Source organism: Paenibacillus sp. sgz302148, from assembly GCF_056120465.1.
Window position 1 is genome coordinate 157011 of record NZ_JBVYOJ010000005.1, and the last position, 16941, is coordinate 173951.

12 protein-coding genes are annotated in these 16941 nt (G+C 54.0%); all 12 read right to left on the reverse strand.

Annotation, left to right across the window (positions count from 1 at the left end):
• Positions 1-68: 68 nt before the first annotated feature.
• Complete coding sequence (locus tag AC0LWM_RS09455) at positions 69-980, reverse strand: carbohydrate ABC transporter permease (protein WP_474674672.1); 912 nt, start codon at positions 978-980, stop codon at positions 69-71.
• Positions 977-3289 (reverse strand): DUF5696 domain-containing protein, encoded by a 2313-nt coding sequence (locus AC0LWM_RS09460; RefSeq protein ID WP_474674673.1) that lies wholly within the window; start codon positions 3287-3289, stop codon positions 977-979. The genes AC0LWM_RS09455 and AC0LWM_RS09460 overlap by 4 nt, the downstream gene beginning before the upstream one ends.
• Complete coding sequence (locus tag AC0LWM_RS09465; protein ID WP_474674674.1) at positions 3279-5345, reverse strand: YIP1 family protein; 2067 nt, start codon at positions 5343-5345, stop codon at positions 3279-3281. Before AC0LWM_RS09465 ends, AC0LWM_RS09460 begins: the two co-directional genes overlap by 11 nt.
• 15 nt (positions 5346-5360) lie before the next feature.
• Complete coding sequence (locus AC0LWM_RS09470) at positions 5361-6242, reverse strand: carbohydrate ABC transporter permease (protein WP_474674675.1); 882 nt, start codon at positions 6240-6242, stop codon at positions 5361-5363.
• Between the two features lie 34 nt (positions 6243-6276).
• Complete coding sequence (locus AC0LWM_RS09475; protein WP_474674676.1) at positions 6277-7182, reverse strand: carbohydrate ABC transporter permease; 906 nt, start codon at positions 7180-7182, stop codon at positions 6277-6279.
• Positions 7179-10250, reverse strand: a complete 3072-nt coding sequence (locus AC0LWM_RS09480; protein WP_474674677.1) for an extracellular solute-binding protein — start codon at positions 10248-10250, stop codon at positions 7179-7181. The genes AC0LWM_RS09475 and AC0LWM_RS09480 overlap by 4 nt, the downstream gene beginning before the upstream one ends.
• Before the next feature lie 74 nt (positions 10251-10324).
• Positions 10325-11758: an ABC transporter substrate-binding protein gene (locus tag AC0LWM_RS09485; RefSeq protein WP_474674678.1), complete on the reverse strand. Its 1434-nt coding sequence runs from the start codon at positions 11756-11758 to the stop codon at positions 10325-10327.
• Between the two features lie 120 nt (positions 11759-11878).
• Entirely contained in the window at positions 11879-12862 is a 984-nt protein-coding gene (locus tag AC0LWM_RS09490) for a LacI family DNA-binding transcriptional regulator (protein WP_474674679.1), read from the reverse strand.
• 329 nt (positions 12863-13191) lie between these two features.
• Positions 13192-13575: a gamma-glutamylcyclotransferase family protein gene (locus AC0LWM_RS09495; protein ID WP_474674680.1), complete on the reverse strand. Its 384-nt coding sequence runs from the start codon at positions 13573-13575 to the stop codon at positions 13192-13194.
• Positions 13463-14221: a hypothetical protein gene (locus AC0LWM_RS09500; protein WP_474674681.1), complete on the reverse strand. Its 759-nt coding sequence runs from the start codon at positions 14219-14221 to the stop codon at positions 13463-13465. The genes AC0LWM_RS09495 and AC0LWM_RS09500 overlap by 113 nt, the downstream gene beginning before the upstream one ends.
• 1056 nt (positions 14222-15277) lie before the next feature.
• Positions 15278-16327, reverse strand: coding sequence for a hypothetical protein (locus tag AC0LWM_RS09505; protein WP_474674682.1), 1050 nt, complete (start codon positions 16325-16327; stop codon positions 15278-15280).
• A gap of 132 nt (positions 16328-16459) precedes the next feature.
• Positions 16460-16921 carry an NUDIX domain-containing protein gene (locus tag AC0LWM_RS09510; protein WP_474674683.1) on the reverse strand — a complete coding sequence of 154 codons (462 nt, stop codon included), beginning with the start codon at positions 16919-16921 and terminating at the stop codon, positions 16460-16462.
• Positions 16922-16941: the final 20 nt, after the last annotated feature.

Genomic DNA, 16941 nt, shown 5'->3' on the forward strand with positions numbered 1-16941 from the left:
AGCCACTTCGTAAGCATTCACTCAGGCTTTCCGCAGGAAAGCTGTTTCGTAAGCAAGCCCACGCCCGCCTACTTCGCAAGCACTTGTTTTGCGCCTCGCCGTTTCTCCCGCCTTCTCGGAATCGTCTCCTCGTTTTTGCGGAACAGGAACAGCACGATAAGCAGCAGCGCGAAGATGACGCCAAAATAAATCCAAGCAAGCGCCGTCGCATACCCGAAGCCCGTATCGAGCCGGAACATGTTTTCCTTGATCAGCTCGATGACGCTGCTGAACGAGTTCGTGAACAAATCGACGACGGTGTACAGCAAGTTCACCGCAATAAACGGTTTTATGGCGGGCAGCGTAATTTTCCAGAAAATAACCCAAGGCGATGCGCCGTCGATCGCAGCGGCTTCGTACACCTGCTTGTTCACCTTCTGCAAACCGGCGAGGAAGATCAAAATCTGTACCCCGGAAAACCATAGGATCAGAATCAGCTGCTCGATCAGCGAAATGAGCGGCGCCGCCAAACCCGGGTTTAAGCTATTGCGGATGATGTCGATCACCCCATACCGTTCGACGAGCGGGATCTTCGCCGCCCCTTGGCTGAACAGCTCGTTTACGACTTCTCCGCTCGTAATGACGACCGGCAGGAAGAAGATCGCCCGGAACAACCCTTTCATCCGGATCGGCTGATTGATCAGCAGCGCGACGATCAGCGAGAAGATGATAATGATCGGGATCATCAGCACGACCGACTTGATGAACAAAAGCAGCTTTTCGATAAACTCGGGATCGGACAGGAACGCGTATTTGTAATTGTCCGTCCCCATATATTGCGTCTTGATCCCTTCCGCCGAAATCGTCACCCGATTAAAGCTCATGAATAGGGAGAAATAAATCGGATACGCCATGAACAACAAAAATCCGAGTATCCAAGGCAGCACCAGCACGTAACCGGTCAGCGCCTCTCTTTTCCGTTTCGACAGCTTCAGCTTCATGAAGAGGCACCCCCGATCACGGCAAAATCCTTGGCCTTCACTTGTACGCCGTTATAGTCGTAGCCGCGCGACGTATAGTTGACCACAATTTCGACGCCGTTCGAATATTTCACGCTCACGACGCCGTAGTCAAGTGCGGTTCGCCCTTCGATCGTCGCATCCTGCACTTGCCTCAGCGCTCCGTTCATCAAGGCGTAACGCTTCGTCACCGATTGCTCCAGCTCGTCGTATTGCGTGTTCAGCAAATCGGTCGACGGCGTATCCTTCAGCTTCCAATAGGGCTCCGCGGTCAAAGCGAACGAAGGATAGGCGCCGAATTCGATCATCCGCAGCATATCCTCCCGCGGGCTCGAGTTCGCATTCGACATCGGGGCGTAATACGGTACGGCGCCATGCAGTACGATGTGCAGGAACGGTACCGTATCCGTGGCGTACATGTACTGCGACGAACCCATCGGGATGTGGAAAATCGTATCGGCGTACCGCCACATATAATCGTTCGGCGAGTATAACGCCAAACCGCCGAGCTGCTTCTTGACCCCTTCGGCCAGTTTGCCGTATTCGGCCGCGGATTGCTCCCGCGTGTACGGATGGTCGTCGTTGTAGTCGGAGAACAACGTCCGCCCCGTCATGTCCAGCGCCATCCGGCCGATGCCGATGTCGCGAAAACGCTCCGCGTGGTCTTCGGCAATATCCCGGGCTTTGCCGGGGTTGATGAAATACGTCAGCGTATCGTAGAAATATTCATCCGCCGCCCAGCCGAAGAAGCCCCATTTGACGACCTCGTTATTGATGGCGCGAACCGCTTCGGTACGCAGCGAAATCAGATCCGTATTTTCGAACGCGTGGGTGAAATCGTCATACAGGTACAGCGGAACGCCTCGGCCGGCCAAATATTCGTTCAGCTGCTCCAGCTTCCTCTGCCCGCCCAGCTTCGATTCCACCGGGAAGTCTGCCGGCTTCGTGGCGTGCAGACCGCCTTTGTTCCAGCCGCGATAAACGACCTCAAGCTGCTTGACGCCTTGCTTCGCCAACCGGTCGACGATGTCCTTCGCTTGATCGAACGACGTCATCGCGACCGTGCCGCGGCCAAGCATCCCCGGCTCCGTTTCCGCGCCGTACATCTCGACCTGCAGCGGCATTTCCGGCAAAGGCTTCGCCTTGCGGTCAAATCCCGCATTCCGCGCAACGTATCCCCGGTACGCTTTGGCCATGCCGACATAATCGGCGTCTTCTCCGGACAGGAACGTGTAACGCACCTGGCGGTCTTCGGCGATCCGCTCCTGTTGGAACGTGTTGAACCCGCCCAAGTTTTTGCTCGTCGGCTGGAAGTAGCCGTATCGCACATAAAATTTGGAGGCGATCCAATAAAAGTTCGTGTTCAGTCCGCTCGGATACGCGGTAATTTCGGCGTTGAACCTGCCGTCCTCCACGATGCCCATCATCCCGTTCCGTTTGACGCCGTGAACGACGCCGAACACCGGAACCATCGTTTCGCCGACGTAACGCTCCATATTGTCGGTCGCGTAGTCGAAGCCGTATATTTTGCCGACGTAGGGCTCATCGAACCGGGAATGGGTTTTGCTGAACCGAATGAGCGCGCCGCTTCGGTCCGGAATGAACAAATAACCCGGGATATCCGCCTTATGCGCCGATCCAAGGAAAGGAAACGGCGACAGCGTCGCCAGCTTGGCGGCCCCTTTCTCCCAAATCGACTGCTGCGGAATCGTCACGACGAGCGAGTCGCCGTCCAGCTTCACTTCCACCGCGAGGCCCGCCTGCAGCTGGTCGAACGCCAGCTTGAAACGCGCCCCGTCCGGTATCGGCTCCACTGCTTCCACCTTGCCGCCCAGCGTGGAATAGTTGCCGTTCACGAGCATCGAGTTCTCGTCGTAATATTGAAGCAGCAGCGGCGAGACAACCGCCGTCTTCCACTCCTCGTTCAGCTCGCCCTCGGCCACGTCCTTCTCGCTTGGCGTCGAAGCCCAAACATAACCGGACCTTTTGTCGACGATCTTTAGCGCAAGCGTAGATTTCGAGACATACACGGCCAGCCGGTCCGATTCGGCGAGCGGACGCTCTCCTGCCGCGATCGGTCGCAAAGGAAGCGACCCGGCAGTTTGCTGCTCAGGCATCGTGTAGTTATTCGAACGGTAAGGGAACGTGCCCTCCCGTTCGTCCAGGACGACGGTTTCCGGCGGCTCGGCCGGTTGTACCTGTTCGTTGTCCCCGTATGCGAATTGGAACAGGCTGACGCCAAGCGCGGCGGTTAATGCGATCAGAACGACCGGTTTCGATTTAGCGGGCACGCAGCTTCACCTCTTGGAATAAGGAGTACACGAACTCCCAAACTTGGTTGGACAGTCCGAACAATATGAAAGCGATCAGCGCCATGACCAGCATTCCGACGATCGTGAGCATAATATTTTTGAACGTTTCTTTCATCTCATAGCCGTGCAGCTCTTTCACCATCAGGAACAGCAGCAAGGCGCACCAGATCAGGATGAAGTTGTACGCATAGTCGTAAACGACCGACTCCATCAAAGTCAACGTCCGGGACAGCAACGCCAGCGGAACGCCAAACAGAATATATGGCGACAACGCGTAAACCGTTCCTTTGTAAATGTCCTTGAATCGCCCTTCGCCGTCGTTGATGACGCTCACCAGGTAGTTGGACACGATCCATGCGAACATCGGAATAAGCACTTTCAGCAGCTCGGTCCAGATACTGATCTTCTTCGGATCGACGCCGGAGAACAAGAAGCTCGTCGCGTACAACTCGAACAATCGGACGCCGAACAGCAGAACAAGCAGAATCGTCGCCGATAAGACGGACGCTTTGCCTCCTTGCTCCAGCTCGTAATAACCGTCGATCGGATGGCGCAGCATACGGAATACGTGCAGCAGCTGAGCGACAAGCCTCAGCTTGACGAACCGCTTCCACGTCTCCACGGCCTGCCGGCCGAAGCCGAATCGGCGGTACGCCCATCGCAGCGCGACCAGCAGGACAATGGCGGCAACGGCGATGACGACGATATCCGGCGCGTGCTTCATGATCCATTGGCGCCGAATTTCCCAATAGGCGTTCGAATATTCCTTCTTGTTGCCCGAAAATTCGAATTCCGTGAACGCCTCGTCATATTGGCCTTCCTTGTAATACGCGAGGCCGATGCCGGTATGCGCAAGCGAGAACAGGCTGTTCAGCTTCAGCACCTCGGCCCAAGGCTGGCGGCTTTGCACGTATTTGCCGTCCAGGTAAAGCGAAATCGCCTTGTGGACAAGCCCCGCGAATTCGGTGGGCTTGAACACCTGGATGTTGCCCCGCTCCCCGTCCAGCACGAACAATCTGCCGTCGGAGCTTGTCGCGATGCCTGTGGGCGTACGGAGCAGCCCTAACCGCTGATTGCCTTCATCCGTTCCGCCGAAAATAAACAGCAGATTGCCGTCCTTGTTGTATTCGAAAATCCAGCCCCGCACTCCGTCCATCGTAAAAATATTGCCCATTCGGTCCACGGTCACGTCCGCGATCTGATTGCTCATGAAGGCGCCGCTGTCGAGCAGGTTTTTGCCGGCCACGTTCAGCTTCTTGATCGCTTCGTCATTGACGCCGACCGTCGTCGTATAGACCAGTCCCTCGGCGTCAACCGCCAGATTGGTCGGCGATAACGGCAGCTTGCGGGTCAGCTTGCTCATCTGGGCATCGGTATAAAATATCCGCTGCAGCGAACGCGTCAGATCGAAGCCCGCGCGGTTACCGCCGAAATAACCGAGAAACTCGCCTTCCGGGCTTAAGCGGACAAGCCCTTGCACCAAGCCTTCGCCGATCATATAGATGCTGCCGCGTTTGTCGACGATGACCTTCTTCGGCTTGAACGGCGTGTTTTTGCCGAACAGCAGCGACTTCGGCTTGCCGATCGTCGTCTTCAGCTTGCCGCCCTGGTCGAAGATGAATATGCTTTGCTTGCCGTAATCGGCGACATACAAGTCTTTGTTGTCCGTAACGAATAAACCCGATGGGCGCGACAGCGTGCCTTCGCCGACCGTCCGTACGTAGTTGCCCCACGAATCGGATACGACAACCCGTCCGTTCCCCGTATCCGCGACATAGATGGTATCATCGCCACCGACGAACAGATCCTCCGGATTGCTGAACGCCGTTTCCCGCTCGTTCCCGCCGACGTCCGGATCGCCGAACAGCGTATTGCCGTCAATCGTCCCGATCGGCAAATAAGCGTCCTGCATCATAAATATTTTGCCTCGTTCGTCGAACGAAAACGTCCGGTAAGGCACGTCGGCGAATGCCGCGGTTCCGCCCAGCAGAAGCAAAGCGAATGTGAGACCTATGATTCGTTTGAGCTTAAGCATCGTCACCATCCCCTCCTACTTCAGCCCGGAATGCGCCATCGTGTCCATCACCTTGCTCTGCATGAAAATGAAGATCAGCAGGTTCGGAATGAACATGAGCAGCGCAGCAGCAGCCGCCATCCCTTGGCCGGCGACGTTGTTCTCCATCGTGGAAGCCGTCGTGAGCGTACTCATGTAGAAGGCGAACGTCTTGAGCGTCTCCTTGCTCATATACAAAGCGGACGTTTCCGTATTGTTCCACGCCATCTGGAACGACAGGATAGCCACCGTCGACAGCGCGGGCATAATCATCGGAACGACGATATGGCGAAACATATAGAAGTCGTTCGCCCCGTCGAGCGCACCCGCTTCCAGCAAGGCGTCCGGGATTTGGTCGACGAACTGCTTCACGAGGAACACGCTGACCGGCAGCGCCAGCATCGGCAGGATATGCCCCAGCAAATTGTCGGTGAGCCCCAGCTTCTCGACAACCAAATAACGCGGAATGCTGACGGCGGCCGGAACGAACATGAGGGCGATAATGTTGATTTCGAAAATAACCTTCTTCAGCTTGAATTTCTTCTTCGATAACGCAAAGCCTGTCATCGCGCTGATCGCGATCGATAGAAACACGACAGCAACCGTCACGACTAAACTGTTGAACAAGTATTTCGTCTTCGGAATGACGGTGATATCCGTTACCCGGAACAGCTCAGCGAAATTATCGAACGTCGGGCGATGCACGAAAAACTTCGGCGGGTACAGGAACAGCTCGTCAATCGGCTTGAGCGCCTGCGAAAAGATGAAAAATATCGGCAAAACCATAAAAAACGAAAGCACCGTCAAAAAGACGTAAAACTTGATCTGGCCGAAGCTGAATCGGCTTGGGTTGATTTTATTGCCGTGAAAAGAAGCCATGCTGAAATCTCCTTCTCCGTATGCGGCGATCCTCTTAGTCCTTCTCCCCGAATAATCGCCAGCAAAGTTTGGAAAATCCGTATACAACGATCAGCAGCACAACGGAGATCGCCGAGGCATAACCCATGTCATACCGCAAAAATCCGTAATCCTCGATATGGTTGATCATCAGCTGCCCGGCGTTTTGCGGCGTTGGGTTTGCGCCCGACAACTGCACGCCGATCGCGCCGGCCTGGAACGTGCCGACGATCGCCATGACCGCGCCGAACAGCATTTGCGGCTTCATCGACGGGATCGTAATGTACCATACCTCCTGCAGCCGGTTTTTGATGCCGTCGATATACCCGGCCTCGTACAGCTCGGAGTTGATGTTCAGGATGCCGGCGAGCATCGCCAGAAAACCGACGCCCATGCTGTTCCACAGCGTCACGATAATCATGATCGGCATCAAATAATCCGGCGATTGCGTCCATTGGATCGGGTCGTTGATGACCCCGAGGCCGATCAGGAAGCTGTTCAAGTAGCCCGATCCGTTGCCGCTGAAAATAACGAGCCATACGACGGCCATCGCCACCGCAGCCGTGAGCGACGGCGAATAAATCGCCAGCGTCAGCAGCGTCCGCGAGCGGCGCGGAATTTGCGCCAGCAGCCATGCGAGCCAAAACGCCAGCATGTAGCCGCCCGGCCCGACCAGCAAGGCAAATTTGAACGTGTTCGGCAGGACGTACATCATAAACGAGTTGTCCTGCGTGATCAGGTTGACGTAATTTTGCAGGCCGATGAATTTCGGCGCCTGAATCGTATTGAAGTACGTAAACGACAAGCCGATGGCGCTTGCGACGGGCACGACGACGAACAACGCAAATACGATGAGAAACGGACTGATGAACGCATAAGCACTAAGCTCGTTTTTGATGGTCTTTAACGTTGCCGGCTTCAATGCCGCTCACCTCGCTCCGTCATATTGGGCTGCTCCGGAACCCGCAGCTGTTTGACCGGCTTGCCGTTTCGGACGTAACCGAATTCCTCCAGCTTTTTGTTAATCTCGCGGTTGGAATTGATGACCGCATCCTCGATCGCCCGGCGGGCGTTAAAGCCGTCGAACACGATTTTGTTCCATGCGTCGCTCATTTCCCGCTCCAGCATGTAGTCTCCCAAATATCGCGGCACGTCCCACAGCCATTTCCACTGGTTCTGGATGACCTCGATGTCCTCCTTCGGCCATGGCAACTGGACGAACGCCTCCGCGTTGGACGAATTCCATTTGTAGGTCGGCCCGTACACCGTCTCCAGCTCATTGCCGTACCGGACCTGCACGTCGGTCGACGTCCACCACTCGATAAACTTCCATGCTTGCTCCTGCTTCTTGCTATTGCTGAAAATAATCGTCGAGGCCCCGGTCCCTGGCGCCCAGCGGACGACTTCGCCGCTTTTGTTCTTGACGCCGGGATAAGGCGCGATTTTCCACCAGCCGGCCAGCTCCGGTGCCGCCGAGGTTAGCTGGACGTAAGTTCCGTAGTCGGCGATGCCGATCGGCAAGCTGCCGTCGCGGAACTGGTTATAGAAGCTCGGCACCTGCAGCGGAATGCTGTATACGGTGAACAAATCGCTCATTTGCTTGAAGCCGGCAAGCGCCTCTTCCTTATCGATCGCCGTCGTCATGCCGTCCTTGTTGTACAGGTAGCCTCCGCTCTGATAAATGAACGGAGCCGTATACGTAAAAGGCTTGAAGCCGCCGGTCGCGGAAAGCGGAATATAGAAATTCATGCCGAACCGCTGCAGCTCCGGCAAAATCGCCTTGACGTCATCCATCGTGTCCGGAATCGGAATGTTCAGCGCATCCATAATGTCTTTGCGGTAAAACAGCACCCAAAAGTTTTGCGTCTCCGGCAGCGCGTAGAGGTCACCGTCGAACTGGTACGGAACAAGCGCACCCGGCGAAAATCTGCTCGCCGTTTTGTCGTAGCCGTCGAATTTGCTTAATGGAGCAAGGGCACCTCGAAGTGCCAGGTTAAACGGAATATAGTTGCTCACGCCAAGCGCGGCATCCGGAGAATTGCCCCCGGCATTCGCGAGAATGAGCTTTTGCTCGTCCGGCATCAGCGACAGCGACACCTTGATCCCCGTCTTGCGCGTAAAATCCTGATTGGCCATTTGCTGCAGCAGCATCACGTATTGCCTAGGCCGGTTCACCCAAATTTGCAGCGCGTCCTCATCATCGGACGCGATCTTCGAATAATCCTTCGTAAATGAGAGGAAAAACGATTGAATGCCCGTCAGCAGCTTGCTGAAGAAGCTTGCTTGCGCAGCCGGCAAATCCGAGTCGGAATAGACGTAGAAGCGGTCGAGCTGGAACTGCTGCGTAGGCAGCTTCGTGTTCATTTCGCCAAGCATTTGCATGACCGATCCGGAGCCTTCCGACAGCCGATTGAACCGGTATGGGATTTTCTCCGGTTCGGCGGCCAGCGTCTCCAGCTTCTCCGCCGTCATGACCATATTCCGGGCTTCGTCTGGCCGTTCGCCCGCGATCGTTTCCAAGTAGGCGTACTGCTCCCGAAGCCGTTTGGCGAACGAATTCATCCGTTCGGCGATGTCGGGAATTTGCTCCGTAATGTTCCAGTCGCGGTTCGTATCCTTCGTGTCGCCAGTCGCCATCTTGATTTGCAGCGACAGCGCGTTGATTTCCCACATGACGTCGCGGACGGCCTCCACGACCGGACCGTACGGCGCGGGATTGGAGACAAGCGTGATTTCATGCTCGCCCTGCTCCAGATTGAACAGGAACGGTTCGCCGCCTTCATCCGCCAGCACCTCGTTCTTCCAGCCTGACGTATACGGGAACGGATAACGGTTTACTTGCTGGAACGGTACTTTTCCATCTATTTTTAAAGTTTGAAAAACAGGCATGCTCGTTTTGGTGGATTGGATGTATTTGAATGCCATGCGGTATGCGCCCGTCTTATCTACTTTCACTTTCCAGGTTGCGCTTTGTCCGCCAAGCGTCCACGATTTGCCGCCGAGCGTGTTGAGCGTCACGACGCCATGCCGTTCCGGCTGTACGTTCGGCTCCGCGCTTGCCGTCGACTGAATCGAAGGCTCCGATTTGGCCACGGGATGCTCCGCCTCGACAGCCAGCAGCGTCTCTCCCGCCTCCGGCAACGCTTCGCTTGCCCGATATTGCTTGTAATCCGGCAGCGGCTCCGCGGAACGAATGTATGCTTTGCCGAGCAGCAAAGGCTCGCGGATTTGCACGAGCGTGATTTTGTTACTGCCTTGCTTCAAATGAAATCTCAAAGGTTCGTCCGTCAAATAGCTGGCATCCCATAAAGAAGCCGATTGCCACCGCTTCAGCTGTTGCTGGCGAGGCGTGATTTCGTTGCCCAGTTCGTCTTGCTCGAAGTTCGCTGCCTGATCGGCCCATAGTTTCGGAAACACGACGCGGCGCGCTTCATAGAAAGGATATTCCCCGTTAATTTGAATGCCGCGTTCGATCGGCGATATTTTGTCCGAGATGGAAGCGTAATCAAAAACAATTTCATAAAGCCCATCCTGCGGCACTTGAACGTCTACGGCAACCTGCTGCAGGTCTTCGTCCCATTGGAAAACTTGCCCCTCATAGCCCTCCGCATCCGTCATCGACCCCGGTCGTCCCGATCCTTGGGCGAACGCCGCCGGCGGGATGACGATCTCGATATTTTGCGTATCTTTAATGCCTTGCTCCCGCCATTTCTTCAACTCTTCGGAGTAACCCGCCTCGACCACTTTTTTGATCGGAGAATCCGATTCGCTTCCGTTCTCATCCTCGTTCGTCTTTGCGGTGTCGTCGGACTTGGAGCCTTTGTCCCCGCCGCCGAACAGGCTGTCGAGAATATCGCTGTTGTCACTGCCTTCCGCAGCAACATGCTTGACTTCCGCTAGCGCAATCGCCGCATTCCTTTGCGGAACCGCTATCGTCGAAGCCACAAGCGAGACGAGCGTCAGAACAACGAATAACGATTTATGCTTCATGACTCACACTCCCAAGGAACGGCGCTCCTCCCCGAAGTTTTCGCCTCAGGGAGGAAGCACTGCATTCGCTCTCGTTATTTGGTTGCGTCGTTGATTTTTTGGATCGTATTCTGGTACAGCTCGTTGGCCTTCTGCTCGAACTCGGCGGCGACATCCTCCGGTCTTGCTTGGCCTTTGCGGAATTTCTCGTTATACGGATCCACGACTTTGGCGAGTACGTCGGAGTAGCCCGGCAGCCATTTATAGCCGTCAATGAAGCCGTCCGGAATCGTTTTGACGATTTCTTTCATCCCCGGCGATATATGCTCGCTCGACAAGTAAGCGTCCCATACATCGCGGTCGTTGACGAGCGGCATCGAGGCGATCGGCGCTTCGTCTTTAATCCGGTTCAGCCAGCCATCCTTCGAATACGTCATCCATTTCAGGAATTCGAAAGCTTCTTTTTTATGCTGCGAGCTCTTCGAAATGCCGGCGTAGTCCGTAACAAGCGGCGTTCTTTGGCCATTCACTTTAGGCAGCGGCAAAATGTCCCATTTGAATTTCAGTTCCTTCTTCTGCCAAGCCAAATCCCATGTCGCGCCGAATCTCATGCCGACTTTGCCGAGATTCCAGCCGCTTTTGTCCTTGCCGTACCATTTGTCCTTCTCTTCCTTTGGGTATGCGTCGGTCGCGACTTTGTCCTTCAGGGCGAATTTGTTCACCCAGTTCACCGCGTCGGCATAGGCAGGCTTCGTATAGTTATATTTCGTGCCGTCCCATGTTCCCCAGCCGAGCGACGGATCGAATTGCGGCACCATGACGGCTTCCATGCCCAATGCGCCTTCGAAGCCGAACTGATGGTCGTTGAACTTGGTCAGCTTCTTCGCGATGTCTTCCATATCGGTTACGGTCCAGTCTCGCGTCGGCACCGGAATGTTCTCCTTCGCTAGCAGGTCGAGATTGAGGAAAACGCCTTGCGCGAACAAGCCGTGCGGCAGCGCGAATTGCTTGCCGTTATATTTGCCGGTGTCGCTCAGGTTGCCGTAGATGTTGCTTGGATTGTAATCCGGGTCCGCCGACAGGTACGGCGTCAAATCTTCCAGCCAGCCGCTGGCCACGCTGTTCGGGACGCCGAACAGCCAGACGACGTCCGGAAGCTTGCCGGCCGCCGCTGCCGCCGCCATCTTCTCGTCCCACGGCCACGTTACGGCCGGGTCGATCTCGACCTTGATGTTCGGATGAGCCGCTTCGAACGCTTTGATCCGCTTTTTCTCCATCTCCGCGTCGCCCCAGGTCGCGTATTTGATTTTGACGATTTCGGCCGGGGCGTTCGTTGCCGTATCGTCTTTTTTCTCGGTGTCGGTTGTCGTTTCGGTCGCCGGCGTTTTATCCGTCGTATCGGTCTTTGTCTCTTGTGCCGGCGGTTGTTCCGTATCCGTGCCTTTGGATTCTTCTTTTGCTCCGCAACCCGTTAATACGATTGTTAAAGCCACGATCATGACCAGCAAAACATTCAACGATTTTTTCATTGGAGTTTTTCCCCCTACTCATGAATATAATGGAATAACGTCGTCAACTCGTATTTAAGCGCTTTCTTTTTTTGGCCCTCCTTTAGCCAGATTGTTATGTCAACGGAGCCGCTCTTCGTTTCACGGGTGGAAGCCGCATGATTTGCGAATGACCAGCTCGGTCGGCAACACGATCATATTTTCTTCCTTCTGCGGATAAAACACCCGCTGCGTCGCGATCGCCCCAAGTTCGTATTTGGAGTGGCGGACCGTCGTCAGCGGCGGCTGCACGTAAGCAGCCAGCATAATATCGTCGAATCCCACGATGGCGATATCATTCGGTACCTTCATATTCTCTTCTTGCATCGCCCGTATGGCGCCGATCGCCATTTCGTCGTTCGCGGCGAATATCGCGTCAGGCAGTTGGTTGCTGGCAAGCAGCACCTTCATCGCCTGATAGCCGCCGGCTTCGGTATATTTGCCCTGCATGACCATTCTCGGCTGGAACGCGACGCCGTTGTCCTCAAGCGCTTTTTTATATCCTTCGAACCTTCGGATATTGTCATAGTTGTTGGACGGACCGCTCAAATAACCGATTTTCCGGCGCCCCAGCTGAATCAGATGGGTTACGGCATCGTATGCGCCCTGCAGGTTGTCGATCAACACGCTGTGCACGTAATCCGCATTTAGCTCACGATCGAGCACTACGATGGGGAACGTCTCGCCGGCAATGGACAATATTAAGCTGTCCGGAATGGAGGAGCCCATGATGATCGCGCCGTCCACGAATTTCTCTCGCAGGAAGCGATGCGCCGAGCTGTTCTCGCCGCCGTATGTACTGCAGGCGATCAGGTTGTAGCCATGGGAGGCGACCACCTCTTGGATGCCCTCGACGACCTGGCTGTAGAACGGACCGCTCAAGTCGTTCAGGAACAAACCGATCGTTTCGCTTTTTTGCTTTTTCAAATTGCGGGCGGCTCCGCTCGGGTAATAATTAAGCTCTTCGGCAGCTTTCAAAATTTTCTTCTTCGTTTCCTCGCTGATCTTCGCGTCGTTATTGAGCGCGTAAGATACGGTCGAGACGGCAACCCCTGCCAATTTTGCGACATCCTTAATCGTAGCCATCGTTCATCTCCAACTTTCGAATTACGGATCAATGCTGCATTTAGTGAATCGTTTCACTGAATTTGAAACAAAAACAACCTAAGTTAAACGCTTACATTTGATACATAAACGAATATGTTAGATTGTTCTAAAGTCCCGCTTTTAAAATTATAGAAACGTTTCACAAGGAAATAATAGCACACGTTTGTGGAAATGAAAAGCCTTGCATCGGAAAAAAAATTCGTATTGTTTTTAGTTTTCGTGAAACGTTTCGACAAAAAACAGGAAAAACCGGTGATTAACCTAATACCGTCGGTTTGCCATGCTTATCTTTTCGATACAGCTCACGCTTATAAGCGGCTGCGTCCGTGATGTCTTCGCCACGAACCCCCTTCAATCCGCCTGCAGCCTCTGGAATCGCGCCATACGTAAATCCATCCCGACTGTCCGGCATTTCGGCTGTCCGAGACGAGCACTCGCTCGTAGTCATTGTCCGCATCGACTCCGTCATAACCTTCCAGCTCATCCATCGGGACAAGCGCTTCGTCGGACAACTCCATCCATTCACCCTCGATTTCCTCGCCGTCAACATCCAGCACCAGCGCCGGGTATTCGCCGACGTCATACAGCCATCCGCGGACATGTCCCGGCGCAGCGGCCAGTACGTACGGCGCAATAATGGCATGATTGCTTTCGCCCGTTAATAAGGTACCGTAGACAAACACCGTAATCATCGTAACTTCCTCCTTGTTTCACGCAGGTTTTATGATATAGCTCGATAATTCCGTATGCAAGCCCCGGCAAAGTAAACTTTTCCAATGCCACCCAAGCCAGCGAAAACCCGGTGAACAAATAAAGCACGGGCGTTGCTGTCGTTTTCCACCGGGTCCCCGAAACGAAAAGAAAATAAATGATGCCGACATAAAACGAATAATCCAAAGCGTGCATCAGCCCGAACTTGGCGACTGTCGATCCGTATAGGATGGCCAAAGCCGCGCCGCTGATCCATAGCGTATGCCGCGTCATCAATCCGGCTAATACAATACATTGCACAACGACAATCCAGATTTGATCCGTATGCCATTCGGGAGCGATGTAAGTGGAGGAAACGAGCTGCATCAAGATGCCAAGTCCTAGTCCGGTGCGCAAAATATGCGTCAAATACGGCTTAGCGCGATCCAGCATGCGGTGGATCCGCTCGATCATCGGAATGTGCTGAAGCTTCTCGTTGAACATCGCCGACAGAAGCAGCCCGACGATCGTAACGCCAAACCAGAACAAAAACGATGTATTGCCAATGACGTCCGTTAATCCTTTCATCGTTTCCTGCTCGTGTTCCGAAAACCATTTCACATGAGTGTACCAATTCGAAATATACATGCTGACTCCCCTGCTCTTTTTTTGGCTAACCTGATCCGATGGCACTCTATCGCTTCTGTTGATTTACGCGATCCATCTCCATTCACTCCTTTTATATTAAGGAATTCCTGGAAAAAGAAAAAGATTTATATCCGTTTCGAAGAGGTTATAGCCGTGCACTTGGTCTTGCCGACCTCGAGTTGAATGAGCCGATGCGTGAAAATACGTTATTCCGCACGCCTCCCAGAATCCGTTTCGTTTAGGAACGTAACGATGTAATACAGAGCGTCAGGGTAGCGCTAAGTTGAGCGATGCAACACGTGCCCCCTTGCGGGAATCCCCTTCACTCAGGATCGGAATGTTTGGCATGCGGGACATCGGATGGCACCAGGGTTTTGCAGGTTGCAACACGTGCCTCTTTGCCGGAATCCCGTTCGTTCAGGAACGGAGTGTTTGGCATGAGGGCTTTGGGATGGCGCTGGGTTGAGCAGGTGCAACTCGTGCCCCTTTGCCGGAATTCCGTTCGTTCAGGGGCGAACGATTGGCAATGCATGGCATCGAATGGCGCTGGATTAGCAGGTGTAGTACGTCCCTTTTACCGAAATCCCCTTCGTTCAGGAACGGAACTGGCTATGCAGGGCATCGGGGTGGCATTGGGTTGAGCAGGTGCAACACATGCCCCTTTGCCGGAATCCCATTCGTTCAGGAACGGAACGATTGACAATGCGGGCTATCGGATGGCGTAAGGTTTAGCAGGTGCAACACATGCCCCTTTGCCGGAATCCCCTTCGTTCAGGAATGAACGATTGGCAATGCATGGCAGTTCATGTAGGTGATCGAAGTAAGCAGGCCGGTAGTCTAGGCAAGCAGGTATGCATGCTGGCACTCATTCAGTCATCATGAGCGAAGGGGATATCGACAAAAGGAGTGCTTACGACAAGGCGAATCCAACTGACTGTTAAATTATTGCATACTTTACAGATCGTTTTAGTTCTAAGCATACAAAGCGACCGTCCGTCGCGAGACAGAAAAAGCCGCAGTCCGGAACTTCCAAAATTCCAGGCTGCGGCTTAGATCTTATTTCAACAAGGAGTCGATCTGCGAATCGATGCTTTCGCGGAATGCTTTGACTTCCGGAAGATCGGTTTGCTGGCCGTCTTTCTTGACGAATACTTTTTCCTTCGTTTTGCCGAGCACGTCGAGGAATTGCTTGGTCAGATGCCCCAAGATCGTGTCCGGATGTTCCTTCACGGTTTTGGCATAACTCGTTTTAACCTCTGCCAGAAGCTTAAAGCTATTCCTATCATAGATCGGCGTATTGTTCAGGCCGAATAAGTAGAATTGCACATATTGCTTGTATTTCGCTTTGACGGCATCGACTTTAGGCGATTGCGGATACTCGCGCAGCGTATGTTCGGCACCCAGCGCGCGAGCGGCCATTTCGTCCCAAGAAAGCGTCAGCCCGCCGTCGCTTGCCGTCTTGTCGTTCGATTCAATGGCCATCAGGTCAACGTACGCCTTCATCACATCGGACAAATAGGGAGCATAAGCTTTCAACGCTTCATAATCGACGATCGGATACAACGAACCTTCCTGCGATTCGATCTTATAATTGCCGGCCAGCGCCTTCTCCAGCAGCTTGCGCACCGCTTCGTCCTTCACGTCCGCAACGCTTTGCGCGGTTATCGGATATTTGACATCCTGAAGCTTCGTTTGAACGTTCTCCGCAAAAAACTCGTTTTGCACAGCTTCCAGATTCGCTTCGTAATATGCGTCAAGCTTCACAAGCATCGCATCGGCCGTGGCCGGATCCGCTTCCTTCAAGCGCGAATCCAGAAAAGCAACGATGTCGGACGCGCTTTTCGCTTCGCTTACCACCTTCTCGTACTCCTCGAGAAGTTTTGCCTGATCGGCTTTGCCGTTTTCCGGCGTTTGCGCTCCATTGTCCGTCGTAGTGCCTCCCGTCGCCGGCGAATCCTTGCCACCCTGGTTCGTTTCAGCTTGCGGTTTGCCGGTCGCTGCCCCGTCTTTCGAATCACCTGATCCCGAGCTGCAGCCCGCTACCGTCACTGCGATGAATGCGGCGGCCAGCGCCAACGATATCTTTTGTCTATGTTCTCTCTTCATAATTCCACTCCTTCGTTGTATGCCAACTGTAATTATTAAACGAAGGAATATGTTACTATGTTGCATATTTTGCGAAGATCGATAAACAATCTATGAATCCGCCGTTCCATACCTCTTGGAGCGATCGCAGTCTTAGTTGGTATCGCCCAAATAAATCGACTTGAAAACGCCCTGCTTCAAGTTAACGCCTGACGCCGCCGGATAAATGCGAATCTCCTCCAGCCGATTCAGCTCCACCCATTCAACGCCGACTTGATCACTGTCCGGGTTGTTTCCTTCAAACCGTCCATCGGCTCCCGCCTCCGCAAGGCTGCAGCGAAAATAAAACTCCACCTGATGCACATCCGCATCCCATTCGGCGAACTGATGGTTTCGTCCGATGTATTCCCGAATGAACAGCAAATCTTCCACTTGAACAGGCTGCCCGATTTCCTCCATGCATTCCCGAATGACGGCTTCTTTCAGCGTTTCGAACTTCTCTTGGCCACCTCCGGGGAACAAATAGAAAAAACCTTCCCTGTCGACGTTTTTGGTCAACAACACCTTATCGTTCTGTACAATAACCGCTTTAGCGGAATTTCGAATCGGCTTCATGTCCTTCATCTCCTCCATCG